21 protein-coding genes, 1 tRNA gene and 1 other annotated feature are annotated in these 18,318 nt (G+C 36.0%); of the genes, 3 read left to right on the forward strand and 19 right to left on the reverse strand.

The window, feature by feature from the left end; all coding sequences use genetic code 11:
• Window positions 1–39: 39 nt before the first annotated feature.
• Window positions 40–258, reverse strand: a complete 219-nt coding sequence (gene rpoZ, locus Q0R51_RS03510; protein ID WP_110446232.1) for a DNA-directed RNA polymerase subunit omega — start codon at window positions 256–258, stop codon at window positions 40–42.
• A gap of 1 nt (window position 259) precedes the next feature.
• Window positions 260–874, reverse strand: a complete 615-nt coding sequence (gmk, locus tag Q0R51_RS03515) for a guanylate kinase (protein WP_294756718.1) — start codon at window positions 872–874, stop codon at window positions 260–262.
• 177 nt (window positions 875–1,051) lie between these two features.
• Here gmk and Q0R51_RS03520 point away from each other — a divergent pair, with 177 nt between their 5' ends.
• Entirely contained in the window at window positions 1,052–1,327 is a 276-nt protein-coding gene (locus Q0R51_RS03520) for a hypothetical protein (protein WP_046325063.1), read from the forward strand.
• A 33-nt stretch (window positions 1,328–1,360) separates the two neighbouring features.
• Here the strand turns inward: Q0R51_RS03520 and Q0R51_RS03525 are convergent, their stop codons facing one another.
• From Q0R51_RS03525 to Q0R51_RS03600, 16 genes are all read right to left on the reverse strand, one after another.
• On the reverse strand, window positions 1,361–2,248 hold the full coding sequence (locus Q0R51_RS03525) for a GNAT family N-acetyltransferase (RefSeq protein WP_294756720.1): 888 nt from the start codon (window positions 2,246–2,248) through the stop codon (window positions 1,361–1,363).
• A 17-nt stretch (window positions 2,249–2,265) separates the two neighbouring features.
• Window positions 2,266–3,954 carry a DNA repair protein RecN gene (gene recN, locus Q0R51_RS03530; RefSeq protein WP_294756722.1) on the reverse strand — a complete coding sequence of 563 codons (1,689 nt, stop codon included), beginning with the start codon at window positions 3,952–3,954 and terminating at the stop codon, window positions 2,266–2,268.
• Window positions 3,955–3,963: 9 nt separating this feature from the next.
• Window positions 3,964–4,776 carry a TlyA family RNA methyltransferase gene (locus Q0R51_RS03535; RefSeq protein WP_294756724.1) on the reverse strand — a complete coding sequence of 271 codons (813 nt, stop codon included), beginning with the start codon at window positions 4,774–4,776 and terminating at the stop codon, window positions 3,964–3,966.
• Window positions 4,776–5,642 (reverse strand): polyprenyl synthetase family protein, encoded by an 867-nt coding sequence (locus tag Q0R51_RS03540; RefSeq protein ID WP_294756726.1) that lies wholly within the window; start codon window positions 5,640–5,642, stop codon window positions 4,776–4,778. The genes Q0R51_RS03535 and Q0R51_RS03540 overlap by 1 nt, the downstream gene beginning before the upstream one ends.
• A 12-nt stretch (window positions 5,643–5,654) precedes the next feature.
• Entirely contained in the window at window positions 5,655–5,897 is a 243-nt protein-coding gene (locus tag Q0R51_RS03545; RefSeq protein WP_046325068.1) for an exodeoxyribonuclease VII small subunit, read from the reverse strand.
• Window positions 5,887–7,245, reverse strand: a complete 1,359-nt coding sequence (xseA, locus tag Q0R51_RS03550; RefSeq protein ID WP_294756728.1) for an exodeoxyribonuclease VII large subunit — start codon at window positions 7,243–7,245, stop codon at window positions 5,887–5,889. Before xseA ends, Q0R51_RS03545 begins: the two co-directional genes overlap by 11 nt.
• Window positions 7,235–8,083: a tetrahydrofolate dehydrogenase/cyclohydrolase catalytic domain-containing protein gene (locus tag Q0R51_RS03555; RefSeq protein ID WP_294756730.1), complete on the reverse strand. Its 849-nt coding sequence runs from the start codon at window positions 8,081–8,083 to the stop codon at window positions 7,235–7,237. The genes xseA and Q0R51_RS03555 overlap by 11 nt, the downstream gene beginning before the upstream one ends.
• 56 nt (window positions 8,084–8,139) lie before the next feature.
• Window positions 8,140–8,532, reverse strand: coding sequence for a transcription antitermination factor NusB (gene nusB, locus Q0R51_RS03560; protein ID WP_294756732.1), 393 nt, complete (start codon window positions 8,530–8,532; stop codon window positions 8,140–8,142).
• Window positions 8,510–8,968 carry an Asp23/Gls24 family envelope stress response protein gene (locus tag Q0R51_RS03565; protein ID WP_046325072.1) on the reverse strand — a complete coding sequence of 153 codons (459 nt, stop codon included), beginning with the start codon at window positions 8,966–8,968 and terminating at the stop codon, window positions 8,510–8,512. The genes nusB and Q0R51_RS03565 overlap by 23 nt, the downstream gene beginning before the upstream one ends.
• 17 nt (window positions 8,969–8,985) lie before the next feature.
• Entirely contained in the window at window positions 8,986–9,555 is a 570-nt protein-coding gene (gene efp, locus Q0R51_RS03570; RefSeq protein WP_046325073.1) for an elongation factor P, read from the reverse strand.
• A 72-nt stretch (window positions 9,556–9,627) separates the two neighbouring features.
• Entirely contained in the window at window positions 9,628–10,737 is a 1,110-nt protein-coding gene (locus tag Q0R51_RS03575; RefSeq protein ID WP_294756734.1) for a Xaa-Pro peptidase family protein, read from the reverse strand.
• Between the two features lie 143 nt (window positions 10,738–10,880).
• The gene (gene rpmA / locus Q0R51_RS03580; RefSeq protein WP_038523172.1) at window positions 10,881–11,174 is read right to left on the reverse strand and encodes a 50S ribosomal protein L27; all 294 of its coding nucleotides are present in this window, start codon (window positions 11,172–11,174) and stop codon (window positions 10,881–10,883) included.
• Window positions 11,175–11,187: 13 nt separating this feature from the next.
• Window positions 11,188–11,502 (reverse strand): 50S ribosomal protein L21, encoded by a 315-nt coding sequence (gene rplU / locus Q0R51_RS03585; RefSeq protein WP_046332289.1) that lies wholly within the window; start codon window positions 11,500–11,502, stop codon window positions 11,188–11,190.
• 13 nt (window positions 11,503–11,515) lie between these two features.
• Window positions 11,516–11,590, reverse strand: a sequence feature (ribosomal protein L21 leader region).
• Window positions 11,591–11,677: 87 nt separating this feature from the next.
• On the reverse strand, window positions 11,678–12,517 hold the full coding sequence (locus Q0R51_RS03590) for a YitT family protein (RefSeq protein WP_294756738.1): 840 nt from the start codon (window positions 12,515–12,517) through the stop codon (window positions 11,678–11,680).
• Window positions 12,518–12,691: 174 nt separating this feature from the next.
• A complete protein-coding gene (locus Q0R51_RS03595; RefSeq protein WP_294756847.1) occupies window positions 12,692–14,011 on the reverse strand; it encodes a DUF2325 domain-containing protein in 1,320 nt (439 codons plus the stop codon).
• Window positions 14,012–14,098: 87 nt separating this feature from the next.
• Window positions 14,099–15,862, reverse strand: a complete 1,764-nt coding sequence (locus tag Q0R51_RS03600) for a DUF2207 domain-containing protein (protein WP_294756740.1) — start codon at window positions 15,860–15,862, stop codon at window positions 14,099–14,101.
• A gap of 201 nt (window positions 15,863–16,063) precedes the next feature.
• Here Q0R51_RS03600 and Q0R51_RS03605 point away from each other — a divergent pair.
• Window positions 16,064–16,137, forward strand: a tRNA-Arg gene (locus Q0R51_RS03605).
• A gap of 80 nt (window positions 16,138–16,217) precedes the next feature.
• Here the strand turns inward: Q0R51_RS03605 and Q0R51_RS03610 are convergent.
• Window positions 16,218–16,703, reverse strand: coding sequence for a hypothetical protein (locus Q0R51_RS03610; protein WP_052724654.1), 486 nt, complete (start codon window positions 16,701–16,703; stop codon window positions 16,218–16,220).
• A 510-nt stretch (window positions 16,704–17,213) separates the two neighbouring features.
• On the opposite strand from Q0R51_RS03610, the gene Q0R51_RS03615 reads away from it, so the two are divergent.
• Window positions 17,214–18,251 (forward strand): PTS transporter subunit IIC, encoded by a 1,038-nt coding sequence (locus tag Q0R51_RS03615; RefSeq protein WP_110446246.1) that lies wholly within the window; start codon window positions 17,214–17,216, stop codon window positions 18,249–18,251.
• Window positions 18,252–18,318 lie beyond the last annotated feature (67 nt).

An 18,318-nucleotide genomic window follows, 5' to 3' on the forward strand; every position in this document is an offset into this window, starting at 1 on the left:
CTCCATCTCTTTTAGGATGGAGGTCATAAATTTTATTAATTACTGATTAACCTCGCGATGACTGGGATCAACGGTAACTTTACCAGCTTCTATTTCTTCTAAAGCTTTACCAACTGGCTTTTGTGATTTGTAGCTTTTTAAAGCTTCAGGGTCGCCGTCTTCCAATTCATGTGCTCTTTTGGCCGCAAGAACTGATAAAGAATATCTTGAATCAACCTGTGCCAACAATTTATCAATAGATGGATATGTAACTCTCATTTTAGTCCTCCTTAACCATTTTGCGATAAGTATCAATGACACGTTTTACACTAACATGTTCAGCTTCAACAATCGCCTTGATATGATCAACTGCATTGGCAACTGTATCATTGACAACAGCATAATCATAATCCTGCATCACCAGAATTTCTTGACGGGCCTGCCTTATTCGACCCATAATCACATCTTCTGATTCAGTACCACGATTTTCCAACCTGGTATGTAATGTATGCAAATCAGGCGGCGTTAGGAAAATAAACACCCCATCAGGCATTTCTTGTCTAACTTTTTGGGCACCATTAACGTCAATTTCCAGCAGAACATCTTTACCTTCATCAAGCATTTTTGCAACTGGTGCCTTAGGAGTGCCATAAAAATGGTTCACATATTGATTATACTCCAAAAGTTCATTTTGACTGATTGCCTGCTTAAATCGTTCCTCAGTAACAAAAAAATAATCTTTACCATTGATCTCTCCTGGTCGCGGCTGTCTGGTGGTCATGGACACGGAATATTCAAATGGAAAAACCTTATTCTTCACAATTGCACTTTTAACGGTACCCTTACCTACTCCCGAGGGACCCGAAAGGACAAGTAACAAACCTTTTTCTGTCATGCCAAACTCCCTTATGAAAAGCTATTGTATCTAGTTTGCACTAAAATGATAATATTTTCAAGTCATGGTATTTTTAACCAACAAAAAAATTTAAATTTAATACTTGTTTTTTAGAACAGATGTTCTTATAATATAAGTTGTCAAACAAATGTTCGGTAAAATACAAGGGATGGTTTGATGAAAAATTCACTAAAAAAACTTTGTCACTATTTTTTTGATTATGACGATGAAAAATTAAGTATTTACAGCCAATATAATTATGAAATTTTAGCTGAGCTTAATAGAGCTCTACTTGGACGCTCATATGTGCTAATCAGTTATCAGGATGGAACAAGTGAAATCGGACAAATTATCAACCGTATTTCTGCAGGGCGTTTTATTTTGCGTTCAGTAAATAAAAAGATTATAAAGATTATTGATATTGATAATATTTTCAGAATTGATCTTGAATAGTCAATTTTTACTAAAATAATTTATTGCCAGGAATCAATTTGATTCTTGGCTTTTTAAATACAGTGTTTCGCTTAGTATTTTGAAGCCAGCTTTTTCATAAATATGAATAGCCGCTTTATTTTCAACATCAGCATTTAAAGCAAAAACTCTGCTGCCTTCCTTTTGCAAAATTGCAATCATCTTTTTGATAAAAAATGTACCAAAACCTTGTCCGCGAAATGGCTTATCAATAAACAAGCCAAAAAAGTAATCTTCGTTATCGCCATGATCCACAGCACAATAACCAGCAACTTCATTACCTTTTAATAAAATAAAGCTTGTAGTATTCTTATCTGCCAACGCATTTTTAACATATTTAGTAGATGTGGCAATTGCTTCTCCAAAAGCATTGCTGTGAGCCTTAGCAACTTGAGCAATATAGTTCTTTGTTAACGGCTTAACTGCTAGAATTTGGTTTAATCTATCTGCTTTATCAAGTGGCAAAGGTTGTTCAGTCCGCATATAATAATCTGAATCTTCTTTCACTGCAGTCAACTTGCAATTGGTTAAAAATTCCGGATTCTTTGCCAAAAAAGCTTTTTCTGTTGGAAATTCCCACTTATGATAACCATATTGCAACAAAATATGTTTGGCACGTTTCCACATTTTGCTAGCAACGTGGTGTCTGCGAAATTCAGGATCAACTACTAAGTTAACTTCGACTTCTTCAGCAGGACCATCATCAGCATAAAGCATTGTTAAACCGATTAACTTTTGTCCTTCATAAGCTAAGACAAATGTTGGCATATCACCAAAATAGTTGTACTTGTTGCTTAAATAAATATTAGAGTAGGTATGATCAGCTTTATTTATTCTTTTATTTAAACCAGCAGCCTGTTTAGTCTCCTCGTTATTTAAAGTAACTTTTTCAACAACTTCCATTCTTTTCCCTTTCACTATTATTTCTTTTTTCTTTTAAAGCTCCTCATCAAATCCTTAGCATTTTGTTTAGCTGCTTGCGTCACGTCACTACCAGCCATCATTTCTGCGATTGCAGTTATTGTTTCTTCCTGGGTTAAAGGCCCAATTTGTGTATAAGTAGCGCCATCTTTGACTTTTTTGGCAACTAAATATTTTTGATCACCTGCAGCTGCCACTTGCGGTGAATGGGTAATGGCAATAACTTGCTTATTTTCACCAATTGAATGCAATTTTTGACCAATTGCCGCGGAAACGCGGCCGGAGACGCCAGTATCAATTTCATCAAAAATCATTGTTCCCACTGGTTCAACTTTACTAAAAATTGCTTTTAGCGCCAAAATCAAACGGGATTGTTCTCCTCCTGATACGATCTTAACTAAAGGCATTAATTCTTCACCCGGGTTTGGTGCAATCAAGAAGACAATATTATCTGTACCATTCTTAGTAAAAGTTTTGGTCGTTGCAAAATCTATACTAAAGCGGGCCTTAGCCATATATAAATCTGCTAATTCCTGCTTGATTTTGCTTTCCAAACTCGCAGCTACTTTTTTTCTCATGTCATGCAGACTTTTTGCTTCAGCCTGAAGCTCTTGTTCCAGAGTTTTGAGCTGCTTTTGCAGTTTTTCCTCATCAAGTCCGCCAACTTCATATTGACCCAATTCAGCGCGAATTTTATCGTAAAAAGCAAAAACATCTTCTAATGTAGGACCATATTTTTTCTTGAGTGAATTAAGCAAATCTAACCTGCTGGAAACATATTGAAATCTTTCCTCATCAAAGTCCATTTCGTCAAGAACATTTGATAATTCACTGCGCGCATCACTTAAAGCAAAAACCCCATCATCAATTGTCTTGGCAATATCTTTAAATTTTGCACCATACTCTGTGAGTTCATTTGCGGCACTTTGAGCATTACCTATTAAAGTTTCAATACCGTGATCCTCGTCATCATATAATTGCATTAAATAATTAGCTGTATCAACGATTTTCTGATAATTATTTAATTCATTATATTCTTCTTCAAGTTGGTCATCTTCATGAGGGTCTTTCAGGTCAGCCTTAGATAGTTCATCATTTTGAAAGGACAAAATATCTTGCTTTTGCGCCATTTCCTGTGCATTTTTATGCAAATGACTGATTTGCGCTGTTAATTTTTGCCATTTTTTAAAGTTTGATTGATAAAGTGAGAGTTCTTGTTTAAAATCATTTGACGCGTAATTATCCACTAAATCGATTTGTCTATCCTGATCCATTAAAATCTGCTGGTCATTTTGGCCATGAATATCAACCAGATAATTACCTAACTCTCGCAAAACATTAATTGTGGTTAATTGACCGTTTATTCGAACAATGTTGCGTCCTTTAGCAGCTAATTCCCTGCTGATAATCAATTGGTTGTCTGTATTGGGAATACCATATTTTTCACAAATTGCAGTAATTTTTTTAGTCACATGGTCAACTTCAAATAAGCCTGTAACAACAGCCTTTTTCTCACCACTGCGAATCATTTCTTTTTGACCACGGCTGCCCATTAATAAAGAAACTGCATCGATAATAATAGATTTCCCAGCACCAGTTTCACCAATTAAGACAGTCATATTTTCTTGAAAGCGAACCTTCAATGCTTTTATAATGGCAAAATTTTTAATATCCAGTTCAACTAACATTTCTTTCTCCTAAAGATCGGCAACAGCCCGAGCAACCACTTCTTCCGGGGTCCCAGACCATAACAATTTTCCGCCATCTTTTTCTTCTTTTTGTAAATGTATTAAAAATTCAATATTACCTTTGCCACCTTTTATCGGTGAATAGTCAAGATTAAAAACATTAAATCCAATTGCTCTGGCTTTTTCAATTGTATGCTTAATGACAGCGCAATGAACAGCGTGGTCGTGGACTATTCCGTGCTTGCCGACATGCTGTGGACCTGCTTCAAACTGCGGTTTTATTAAACAAACTGCATCACAACCATCTTTTAAGATCTGAAACATCGGCGGCATAATCAAATCAAGCGAAATAAAAGAAACATCTGTCATCGCAAATTCGGGCTGTCCGTGAGTGAAATCACTTAGCTGACTATAACGAAAATTTTGTTTTTCCATCACAATTACACGAGGATCATCTCGCAGCTGCCATGCAAGTTGATTATAGCCAACATCCAGTGCGTAAACGAGTTTAGCCTTATTCTGTAAAGCCACATCTGTAAAACCGCCAGTAGAAGCACCAATATCAAGGCAGATTTTATCTGTTAAATCAATCTGAAAAGATTTTAGGGCTTTTGCAAGCTTAAAACCTCCGCGAGAGACATACTTCTTATCATTTTTTTTGATATAAAATATTTCATCAACCGGAAAATTGGTACCGCTCTTATCAATTCTCTGATGATTATGATCAGAGACTAATCCAGCCATGATAGCTCGCTGAGCCTGAGTTCGCGAATGAAATAATCCTTGCTGAACTAATAAAATATCCGCTCTCTTTTTTACCATTACAATACCTTTTTATATAAATCCAGAAATCCTGCTAAAACATGTGAGTCAATATTTTTTAAAGATTGCTGAGCTTCATTAATTAGAGCAGATAACTCTTCACGGCTTTGGGCAACTCCAAGTAAAGTTAGGGTATTATTCTTACCATTTTCGGAATCTTTATGCGTTTTCTTACCTGCTTCTTCACTAGTTTCGACCACATCAACTAAATCATCATAAATTTGATATGAACGACCAAAAGCATGAGCAAATTGGAGAAGCTGTTTTCTTTGGGACATATTTGCATGACCATAATCTGCTGCCATTTCAACACATGCTCTGAGTAAACAGCCCGTTTTTAACCATTCCATCTTATTTATAAATTCAGAATTATGAGCGACACTTTCATTATTTGTAGAGTCAATATCTAAATACTGACCGCCAACCATACCATTGGGACCCACTGCTTTAGTAATAATATTCACTAAATTTGCCGAGTTGCTTCCTTGAGCGATCCACTGAATTCCCATTGGTAATAGTGCATCCCCAGCAAGAATTGCTTCAGCTTCACCCCATTTTTTATGACTTGTTAATTTTCCTCTACGAAAATCATCATTATCCATCGCGGGTAAGTCATCATGAATTAATGAATATGTGTGAATTAATTCAATTCCACACGCGATTCTTATTTCGTTGTCACTAATTTTGGCTTTCAGTGCAGCCAAAGTTGCTAAAAATAGTAAGGGACGCAGCCTTTTACCACCAGCCATAACTGAATATGACATGATTTGACTTATTTTTTTATCTGTAACTTCACTTTCAAGATGTTCTCTTAAAAAGTTATCTATTACTGGAGTCCATGTTGCTTTGAATTCATTAAATGTCATTTTTACTCTTCTTTATTTTTCAGGTGCAGCAGCATCATTGGGGTCAAGCTTGCGTTCAGTACCATCACTCTCAATTAATTTTGCTACTGTTTCTTCAGCTTCAGTTAATTTTTTATTCAAATTGCGGCTTAATTTGACACCTGTTTGAAACTGCTCAAGAGCATCTTCTAGTGGGATATCACCGTTTTCCAAATTATTAACAATTGTCTGCAATTCTTTTAATTCTGCTTCAAAATTATTTTTCTTAGTGGCCATTTTTTTCTCTCCTAGTTGAACCAATTATTGCTGTCGCTTGTCCGTCTTTGAAATGCAGTCTGACTTCATCTTTTATTTTAACTTGAGCAATAGAACTAACAGTTTTATTTTGTTTATCAGTCACAAAAGCATAACCTCTGTCCAAAGTTTTGAGAGGACTGTAATCATTAAGTTGCTGCCCTGTCTGACTTAGGGCATTGCGTTTTACTTGTAAACATTGCTTGGTATTAGCAACTAATCTCTGATAATAAAAATCTGTTTGTTGCAATAACGCTGCAATTTTTTTACCAGGACTGACTGCAAGCAGTCTTTGCTTTTCCAACTGGTAACTTTGTCTTCTGCGTTCTAATTGACGCACCATATTATTATGTAAATTATCTCGCAAAAGGTCTAATGTTTGTGCCTGTTCATCATACAGTCGTGTAGGTTCTCGCATGATAACAGAATTATTAATACGATTTAAAGTATCACGCCGAATTCTGATTGTATTTTGCATACTAGAAACAAGACTATTCTGCATTTGACGAATATTAATTAATTCATCTGCCAAATTAGGAGTAGCGTATTCAGCAGCTGCCGTGGGAGTGGCAGCGCGCACATCCGCAACTAAATCACATAATGTGGTGTCCGTTTCATGACCTACTGAAGAAATAACCGGCATTTTCATGGCAAACACTTGTCGTACTACCCCTTCTTCATTAAAAGGCCATAAATCTTCAAGTGAACCACCGCCACGACCAATTATCATGACATCATATTTGTCTTTAAACTGAGCTATTTGCTTCATAGCAGATATTAATGAATCTGCAGCAGAATCTCCTTGGACTTGAGCGGGGAACAAATCAACTTCTGCATGTGGAAACCTCCTGTTAACCGTCACTAAAATATCATGGACCACGGCGCCAGAAGCACTGGTTACAACGGCAATATAATCAGGAAAACGAGGTAAGGGCTTTTTATATTTTTGGTCGAATAATCCTTCATTTGCTAGTTTTCTTTGCAACTGTTTCAGTTGTTCATATAAGGCTCCTAATCCCGCCGGTTCCATCGATTCTGCGTAAAACTGGTAAGAACCTTGTGGACCATAAACACTAACGTAACCAGTTACATAGACTTTCATTCCTTCTTCAGGCTTAAACTTTACTTTAGCAAAATATGAACGAAACATTACTACATTAATTTTAGATTTTTCATCTTTTAGTGAAAAATACTGGTGAGAATTACGGCGATAACGGAAATTAGACAATTCACCCTGAAGAAATACTTTATGTAAGTAAGGATCGTTTTTAAACTTTTGCGTTATATAGTAATTTAGGTCTGAAACTGTGAGATATTTATCACTTTCCATAATTTCTCCTTGTTAACTGGACAACCTGTTCCATAAGAGATTCAACTGTAAGAGGCCCAACTCCCCCTGGCACCGGGGTAATAAAGCTGCTCAAAGGAGCTACCTGAGCAAAATCGACATCACCGACAGTTTTTCCTTTAACACGACTGATACCCACATCTATGATAACTGCATCTTTTTTGACCATTTCAGCAGTGACTAAATTGGCTTGTCCAGTTGCTGTCACCAGAATATCAGCTCTTTTGGTATATTCTGCCAAATTCTTTGTTTTTAAATGTAAAATTGAAACTGTTGCATCCCTTTCAAGCATTAATGCAGCTAACGGTTTGCCTACAATACTACTTCTACCTATAATTACCGCATTTTTACCTTTCAAAGTAATGTGATAATAGTCTAGTAAAGCCAAAATGCCATGAGCTGTTGCAGGTTCAACAAAATGTTCCCCTTGCCATAAACGTCCTATGTTTGCAGGTGTCAGGCAATCAACATCTTTTTCAGGATCAATAGCTGCTAAAACTTCATTTAAATTAATCTGCTGTGGTACAGGTAATTGAATCATGATGCCATTGACGGCTTTTTCATTATTCAAGCGTTTAATTAATTTTAATAGTTCTTGCTGCGTTATCGCACTTGGTAATTGAAACAGTTTTTGCTCTATGCCTATTTGATTTGCTCTTCTTTTTTTAGTTTTGAGGTAAATTTTACTACTGGGATCATTACCAATATTAATTACGCAAAATAGTGGCTGCACCCCCAGTGATTTTAATTCGCAGACTTGCTTTTGCAATTTTTGAGCACGTATATCAGCCAAGCGCTTGCCGTCCAAAAGCTGCCCCATTATTGTCATTTCCTTTTCTAAAAAAATAGTCGGCCTAAAGCCGACTATAAGATATTTTAGACAAAGTTTGCCAACATACCATTAATAAATGGCTTATCTTTGGGATCAGCAAACTCATCACACAAGTTCAAAGCCTCATTTACTGCAGCTTTTGGCTCAATTTCTTTACTGTATTTTATTTCATACAGAGCAACTTCCAAGATGGCCAGCGAAATTTGGTTAATACGGTTAATCCGCCAGTTTTTCTTTAAAAAACCGGCTAATTCACCTTTTAACTCATCCCGCTTTTGAATTACTCCTTCAATTATTTCTTTAGAATAAGCAGGAAGTTCTTTCAAATCAAGCATTGCAACAGTTTTGGCTTCAACTTCACTAGCCGTATATTTAAGATCTTGATTTGCTAAATAAACGGCCTGCATTGCGACTCTACGACTTTCGTGTTGATTCATTTTTACCCTTTTCATCTATGTCAGAAAACAGTTGTGAAGTACCACTACCATCCTCTTCTTCCTCATCTGGGAATTCTAGACCGGTAACATGCACGTTAATTTCGCTAAGAGTTAAATCTGTCATCTGTAAAACCTGCTGTTTCAAAGACTTCTGCAAGTTCGTTGCTATTTGAGGCACATTTTTTCCTGCCTCAATGCTAACGTAAACATCGGCGGTTAAATTGTGTTCGTCATCAATGTTAACAGAGACGCCTTTGCCATGGTTTTCTCTACCTAAAACGCGATTGATTCCAGATTTGACGTTACCGTGCATTTCGGCAACTCCATCCACTTTTTCGGCAGCAATCCCCATAATAACTTCAAGAACACTAGGATCAATTTCAATTTCTTCACCGTTATTTTTATCATCTAAGACAATTTTTGAACTATCTGCCATTTTTTTACCTCGAAAAATTATTTATTTGCGCGAGATACGTATGTACCATCGACCGTATTAATTACTAAAACGTCTCCTTCATTGATGAAGAAAGGTACGTTAACAACAAGACCCGTTTCCATTGTTGCGGGCTTACCACCACCTGATGAGGTATCTCCCTTAATATTAGGCTCTGTTTTGGTAACCGTCAATTCAACAGTGTTCGGTAATTGAATTCCTAATGTTTTACCATCATGCATAATTACACTGACGTTCATATTTTCCTTTAAGAATTTAGCTTCGTCTGTTACTTGTTCATTAGGAATTGCCAGCTGATCGTAGGTTGTTGTATCCATAAAAACGTAACTTGAGCCATCATTATACAAGTACTGCATAGCCTTGGTCTCTATTTCTGCAGTTTCAACTTTAGCGGTTGAGCGGAAAGTGTATTCCTGCACTGCACCTGTGTTCAAACTCTTTAACTTTGACCGAACAAAAGCGCTACCTTTACCAGGCTTAACGTGCTGAAATTCAACAATTCGCCATAAGTCATTATTATACTTAATAGTTAAACCATTCTTAAACTCATTAACTGAAATCATTGTCATATTGAGTACCTCATCTCCATAATATTATCTTACCAATTAGTAAGCGATTTTACTATAATTATTATTTATCTTTTACAAAGAAATTAAGTCGTCTTTAGGTAAAGTTGATAGTGTTTCAGGACAGTTATCGTTGATTAAGATGTCATCTTCGATCCTGACACCACCCTTATTTGGCAAATAAATTCCTGGTTCAACTGTATGAACCATGTTATTAATTAGTTCTTGTTTACCAAAAGGCAGAGCCGGCTGACAAAGTTCATGTATCTCAAGTCCTATACCATGACCTATTCCGTGGCCAAAATATTGGCCATATCCTTGTTCAGTAATATAGCTTCTGGCTGCTCGATCAACATCAGAACCGTGGTTGCCGGCAACTGCAGCTTCAATGCCCCGTCTTTGCGCTTCGTGGACGATTTTATAAATTTTATGCATTTCCTGATCAACTTTGCCAACCGCAACAGTCCTGGTAATGTCAGCCGCATAACCGTGGTAAAATGCACCAAAATCGATTACAACCATGTCGCCATTTTCAATCATTTTATCACTGGCAACACCATGAGCCCAAGCAGAACGTACACCTGAAGCAATAATGGTATCAAAACTCGGTCCATCACCGCCATTGACTTTAAAATAGTAATCTAATTTAGCCCCTATTTTCCGTTCGACAGCCCCTGGTTTGATTAAAGGCAAAATTTCATTGAAACTATCCATCGAAATGTTAATGGCTGTACGTAATGTTTCTAATTCAAGGGAGTCTTTGACGTTGCGGACTTGTTCTACTAACTCTTCACAAATCTCAAAATCAACCTGCGGGTTTAGTTTTTGCAATTTCGTGAATTCAACCGCCGAAACAAATTCTCCTTCGATTAAAACTTTTTGCAAGTTAGCTTTTTGCAATTGATTAGTAATTTCAACGTCTTGATCTTTCGTTTTCATTACTACGTCAATTTCGCCCGGAGCTTCAGCTTTAATCTGGTCATTAAAGCGTGAGTCCGACAGTAATATCCGCTCCCCTTCAGCAGTTAAAATTAATTGTGCTTCTTCACCAGTAAAATTGGTAAGATAACGGTAATTAGCTTGATTAAAAATCAGCAAGCCATCGGCATCACGCTCTTTAATTAGTTCGGTTACTTTCTGTATGCGCCTGTTGATTAATGTTAATAAATCATTTTGTTCAGTCATGCTTGTATTCTCCTGTGTATCAAACTTTTACCTCAATTTTAACCCTAAAGGGATATACAATACCATCACATCATTACTTTTTTAAATAAAACAGAAAAAAGACGAGAAGCATATGCTTTTCGTCTTTTGGTTTAAGAACTAAATTACTTAGCTTCTTCTTCAACCGGAATAACAGAAACTTGTTTTCTGTACTTGTCTTTCCGCTCAAATTTAACTACACCATTTACCAAAGCAAACAGAGTGTCATCTCCACCTTGGCCAACATTTTTACCAGGGTGAATCTTTGTTCCACGTTGACGATAAATGATTGAGCCAGCGTGAATAGTTTGGCCATCAGCAGCCTTAGCGCCTAAACGACGACCTGCTGAATTACGTCCGTTGGCAGTAGAACCTCCACCCTTGTGGTGGGCAAATAATTTAAGATTTAAAATATTCATTATTATTTCACCTCTAGTTTAATTCAATTTTCTCAACTGTAACCTTAGTATAAGGTTGACGGTGACCATATTTTGAATGTGAGTGCTTCTTAGGCTTGTACTTGAAAGTAACTACTTTCTTTTCCTTACCTTGCTTTTCAACCTTAGCAACAACTTTAGCACCTTTAACTAACGGTGTACCAACTTTAACGTCCTTGCCGTCTGAAGTAAGAACTACTTCATCAAAAGTAACTTCTTTACCTTCTGCAGCATCAAGCTTTTCAACAAAAACACTATCGCCTTCAGCAACTTTATATTGCTTTCCACCGGTTTTAATAATTGCGTACATTTACTACCCTCCAAAAATTACTTAGACTCGCCAATTGAGGTGCTCTAGCCAAGACTTATGACCTCAAAATGTGCGGTTGCAGATGTGGAGGAACCCACAAATACAACTACTACATCATACTACTATCAGGTTCAATTAGCAATAAAAAATGTCTTCTTTATCTGCTAAATAAGGTTTAAATTTGCCATTTACCACCATGCACTTTGGCAATGTTTTCAGTGACGATAAATGCTTCACTATCAATTTTACGAGCTTTAGCAACTAGCTGACCATATTCGTTAGTATCAACAACAATCACCAGCTGTTGCTTATCCTGATCACTATAACCACCTACGACATTGTAAACGGTCAAGCCATCATAATCCTGCTGCAACATTTGACGAATTTCTTCCAACTTATTGTTACTCATAATGCGCACCTGATATTTTTTATCAAACCCAGTTTCTGTATAACGCATAGTCATTGTAGTAATTACCTGAGAAAAAGCTGCCAGCAGAAAGGCTTCAGTGCCATCAACAAAGATATTCAGAAAAATGACGGACATATCGATAACCATCAATGACAGCGCGGGATCAATATAAAAATACTTTTTTATAATCAAAGGTGGGATCGTAGTCCCACCGGACGAAGCGTTAATGCGATATAGCATTGAAACACCAACACCCATTAAGACCCCGCCATAGATAACTGCAAGCATATTATTAGAAGTCAGTTTAAAACTAGGTGTAATTGCCATTAACACAGGTACTAAAAGGCTGCCTAAAGCCACCTTTTTTAAAGTTTCTTTACCTAAAAAAACGGCAGCTAAAATAAGCATCAGAGCATTGACCACAAATACTGAAAAAGAGCGGTTAATTCCCCAAACAGCATCAATCAATATTGAAATTCCTGTAGAACCACCTGCAGCAACATTAATTGGAGCGTAAAAGAAATTTATTGATATTGTAATTATTTCCAAACCGGCTAAGAAAAAAAGCCAATATTGCCAAGTATGCTTTTGCGTTTTTGTTTTCATCTCATCTTCCTTCCATAAAATTGTTATTTAATATTGTACAGGAAAAATGCCAAATTATGCAAGAAATATGGGCTTTCCTATTTAACCTGCAGTAAAATTGCATGAGCCAAAAACACAAAGCTGACCTTTATTTCTTAAATTATTAAGAAATTATAAAGAAAATTATTGCGACTATCAGTCGGCAACCTGATAATTGATTGTTTGATTACCTTCATACGCTGGCAAACCCTTTTCTGCACGGTATAATGCCCGCTCAAACGCTTGATAGCCTTTACTTGAACTAACTGCAAATTTGATGTGATACTTACTGGCAAATTCACTGATATTCCAGGTACTGTCATGAGCCGCAAATGCCGTTACCAAGATCACTATATCCAGATCCTTGATCTGATTTTCCATGATTTTTTTCTTACCTTGGAAAGCATCAATGGGGATAGGTATGCCATTATACCTTTTGACTATCCCTTCCAGCATGGCTTCATTCTGGTTATTGCCAATAGCAATGCCTACTCGTTGATAATGTAAATCCAATGCCAGCTTAGCTAAATTCTCATCTTTTTCTGCAGTAGTACTTTTTTTCTTTTTAGCGCTATTAGGCTTCTGCGGTTGCTCAAGCTCATAAATCCAGCGAATTTGAATTGCTTCTTCCGGATTTTTTTTCAAACGAACATCGCCATCATACCAAGCTAAGTCAACAATTGATCCATCAATTAATCTTATGTTTTCATCCCAATACTTACTGGAATCAACAGGAAGAAGAACCGCCTTACCATTAACACGTAATTTCTTTCCTTGAGCATTGCGGGTAATAGCTAAATGGCCTGCACGTCCTTGCACTACCGCATATTTAAATGTTGAGATTGAATCAACTTCCATAGACGGCAATTCACGAAAGCCAACAACGCGTAAAATAGTTGCTTCATAATGTGAATTTTTATCTTCTGGAACGGCCTCTACTATATCACCACTTTTTAAGTTTAAAGAATGAATTTGAGACTCTTTCAACGTGTACACTCTTCTGTTGCTGTCGTTAACTAAATCACAGCCTGATAGCAATCGAATTACTGTATAGCGTTTGCCCTTTCGATAATCTCTCTTAGTCTTTTGGGGAACTTCAAGGGCTTTTTCAAAAACTTTTTTATCAATCATATCCTTAGGCGTTTGCAGCAGATTAATTGCTTGCTTTAGGTTGACCAAATTTTGGCGATATTTTTTATTAATATTTGGAGCAAGCTTTAGTTTTTGAATTGCCGAAAGTGCTGTGTTCTTACTGGCAATATCTCCAGGATTTTTAATTAACTGGGCTAAGCTGGTTAATAGTAAATTAAGTTGCTGTAAATCAACTTCGATATTATTTTTAGCTGTTACTTTTGCAGTCTGCTCATCAGTCATGCCCAAAATTAATTTAATTGCTGCTATCCCATTCTTTAAGCTCTTATCATCTCCCGCCGTCTGATTAAGAATTCTTTTTAAATTGTTGCGATAATCGAACATCATTTTACCTATCTTTTTAGAAATTTACTTAATTATAGCAAAGACAAAAGCCAAACTTCAGGCCAGGTTTTAAGTCAAATAACCAAACTAGAAGGCTCCTCCACCCGAACCTCCGCCAAAGCCGCCGGATGAACCACTGGAGAAACTGCTAGAACCAGAAGATATACCGTCACTAAAACAAGAATCAAAGTTGGCAGAAAAACTGTCTTTGCCCGTGTTTGAAATAAAACCATAATAGAAATAATTACTATCTTGAATCTCTTCTTCACTGAATTCGATTTTCATTTCCTTCATGACTTTATCTGCTAAACCGAAAGCAACGGCATAAGGCATAATATCTTCCCAGAGTATGAGATCACCGACATCTTTCATTTTAAACTTACCGATATCTCTCAACATTTTCTTGAAACCACGTATTTTTTCAGTTTCATTTTTGCCTTTTTCAGAGTATATTCCAATCTTTTTATTACTATAAACTAAAGCAAGAAGACTCAATAGCAGAATTAAAGCTTCACCAAAAACTATTATCAAAAGATATTTTAAAGAACTTGTTAATGCAATTACCGCAGATGCAAAGCTCACTGCCATCGTCAAAATAATAATACCAATAACTTTAGCTCGACTATTGGTCAACGTATCAGGTAAATATATTTGTTTTTCTTTACTGTCAAAATAATTAGTTGCCCAGGTATCAAAAGAGTTTCCAATCTTTTTACCATGGTACTTTTTCAATTCTTGTGTCGTGAATTGGTTACCATCACCAATATTATTGAATAGGGTTTTGATTAAAATATCATTATCAAGAATGCTTCTGTCTAGCAATGTTATTTGGTAATAAGTTTTACGATGAACCTTAAAATCTGCGATCTTGATCTTTTTCTTAGCTGCTAAGCTAATTAAGTATGCCGTAAAGGCCTTATTATCCGGCTTTTTAGCAGTATCCAAAATTTGCGCCAACACTGGATCTACATCAGGTATTTCATAATTATGAGCCAATTCGCGACTCTTGCGCGGCTTAAAACCAGCTGCTTTTGTTCTGAAGCCTTTAATAATTCCCAGTAGTCCGACAATCAAACCTAATGCTATTAGCCAAATACTTCTTCTTTCTTTTTTCTGCCTATTTCTAATAGTTGCTTGAGCTAATTTTTTCTCTTGCTCTATAACTGCTTTTCGGTGATTCTTATTTTTAACATTTTTATTTTTGGCTGTGATACTTAAGGGGAAAATAGTATGAACTTCGATACCGGTGTCGCCAGCAAGATTCTCAGCTATCATAACAATTTTTCCTTTTTTCGGATTAACTTTAAGGTAGCCATCAAGTGGTCCGTGGGCCCAGGCTTTCAGTCCTCTAACTGGTCCAGGGAAAATAACGCTGGCCTTGACATAGTCTAAGTCAGTGTCCCAACCATTACCAATAATCTTAAAATTAAGTTCAGCAATGTCGCGATAATTAGTAATGGCGTTGGTTATGCGATAAAAATACGTCACAGTAAAATGGCTGTGATTTTTTATAGGATAAAACACTTTAAAGCGATATCCGCGCTTCATTTTTTTAAGAACATAGTTATTAACTGTTTGTATCTTTTGATTTTCATTTTTTACCTGTACTTTTACGTCTTCAATTTTTTGATTTGAATTTAAAGCTTGCCGGTAATAAACGCCATGTGCTCGACTATTGAATTGGTAGGTAATTGCCCTTTTCATCGACAAAGAACCATCAGGATTAACTTTAGCGCTTGTGATATTTTTAGCAATATCATAATCAACATCGGCTTTTACTTTTTGTACAGGGCTGAAACTAACTAGAAGCATGCTTAAGAGACAGATAAATTTTAGTAATTTATGTTTCATAATTTTTCCAATCATTTAAAATAATTATTTTAATTATACCGATTACAAACTACAATTAACATATTAATCTTACAATCTCTTCTTTGCTAACATCAACCTTGCTTTAAAATTATTTAAACAAAATCGCAATTTCTGGTTGCAATTACAAAAATTTTTCTCTATAATAGTTAATGTTCTTGCGCAGGAATACGCAAAACTGACGGTCTGGTAGCTCAGCTGGATAGAGCAACGGTCTTCTAAACCGTGGGTCGTGGGTTCGAATCTCACCCGGATCATTTTGTTATAAGTAGTTAACACTTGTTTGAACTCTTACAGAAAAGAACTATAACTGAATTGTTATAGTTCTTTTTGTTTGCTAGTTCTTCTTAATTTTTGAAATCAACACTCTTTGTCTCTTCGGATTCAAGCGGTAATAACCTGAAAAGATACCTAAAAATGTTAAAACTATGGTTCCGCCAACTAGCAGCAATATACTGTCTTCATGAAGTTCTCCGATAAATTCATATAAAGAAGATACCATCTTTAACCAGCCACCAAGAGAAACAAAATACCAGGCAGTTGCTTTGTCAATAAAACTCATAGCTGTCCGTAAATCCGATTCATTTTTGATAATACTGCCTAGAATTTTGACTGCTCGTCTCTTTTCTAGGTATATTTTGACAATCGGTATAATCCAGTAAAGAGGAGAAATTTTAGGCTGTGCTTTGCTTGACTGATTAAATTCTTTTAAAAACCATTCATAGTCATAAAGCTCCATTAATCCCTGATATAGAGGAAAAGCGAATAGCAACCAGTCACCCAAAAAACTGATACAGTTAATAAACAGTGTGATAATAAACACTTCTTTCTTTTACAATAGAATAAATTTATATTTTACTTGAGAATATTCTAGTCGTTACTAAAGAGTTATTCAAAGCATTTATTTTTAATTTTTTAGTTTTCTAGCTCTAGTAATATTAAAAATATAATATCAAGTTGATTTAGTATTTTAATATAAACTTACTTGTATTACTTAAGCAGGATAATTTTAAATTGCTTAATTAATTGCTGTATCAACTTTTTAAAATTAAATTAAATTAGGACTTGCTTTTTATTTATTATTAAGTTATGATATTGCTTAAATATTTATGAGAGGTAAAGATTATGACGGCAATTAAAAAAATTAATCAACCGCAAGTTAAATATTATTTCTGGTACTTCAGCTATTTGATCTGAGTGCCTAGTTTGTCATTGTCTTAGACACACAGTTCAATCTTCATGACAATTGTGTGTTCAAAGACTTAAGTACTTTCTTCTCTGAAGACTCACACAGTTGTCGTCATCTGTGTGAGTTTTTATTTAGGAGAGTAAAATGAATACTTTGAAAAAGATTACGCTAGATACTCTAAACGGCTTATCAACTGGTATAGTTGTAGCCTTAATTCCGGGAGCCCTAATTAACCAGCTGGTAAAAGCTCTTTTACCCAGTATGCCACAACTAAGTTTTATCTTAGCCTTAACTACCTTTGCTTCAGCGTTGTTACCAGCAATTAGTGCAGTATGCGTCGGCATGACTGGTAAATTGACACCTATTCAAACTTCATCCATCGCTTTAGCGGCAACAGCTGGCGCTGGTAATTTCATGATGAATAATGGTAAAGTCACTGTAACAGGCAGTGGTGATGTTATTAATACCGCGATTACGATTATGATTGCTTACGGACTAGTATTGTTTTTTGGTAAAAAATTAAAGGCATACACGATTTTACTGGTTCCCCTTTTAGTTTTACTAATAGCAGGTGGAATCGGCTGTCTGACGCGTATACCTGTTGGTCAACTCACCAGTTTAATCGGTTTAGGAGTCCAAAAACTCACAGACTTGCAGCCAATTATTATGGGCATGCTGATGGGAATAGTATTCGGTCTGCTTATTGTTTCTCCGATTTCTTCAGTCGGTATCGCCACAGCAATCAGCATTTCCGGCATTGCTTCTGGCTCTGCTAATCTCGGTATCACTGCCGTTTCCTTTGCATTAGCAGTTTTTGGATGGAAATCCAATAATTTCGGGACATCAATTGCTCACTTCTTGGGTTCTCCTAAAATGCAAATGGCTAATTTAATGACTAATCCGAAATTACTTATTCCACTTTTAATTAATGCTGGTATCATGGGTGGTTTAGGAGCAGTCTTTCAAATTCAGGGAACACCAATGAGTGCGGGCTTTGGTTTTTCTGGTTTAATCGGTCCCATAGCGGCAATGGCTAATCGGTCCGCAAATTTGTTCAATATTCTTTTAATCGCGATTCTTTTCTTCTTTTTGCCAATTGCATTGGGCATATTGATGAACTACCTCTTTAATAGCAAAGTACATCTTTTTACAAGTAAAGACTTTGAACTAGATTTCAATTAATTTCAAAACAAACAAAAACTGATAGTTATCAATCATGATCGGTAACTATCAGTTTTTTAGTTTTAAT

The organism is uncultured Lactobacillus sp., from assembly GCF_946477725.1.
Taxonomy (GTDB): domain Bacteria; phylum Bacillota; class Bacilli; order Lactobacillales; family Lactobacillaceae; genus Lactobacillus.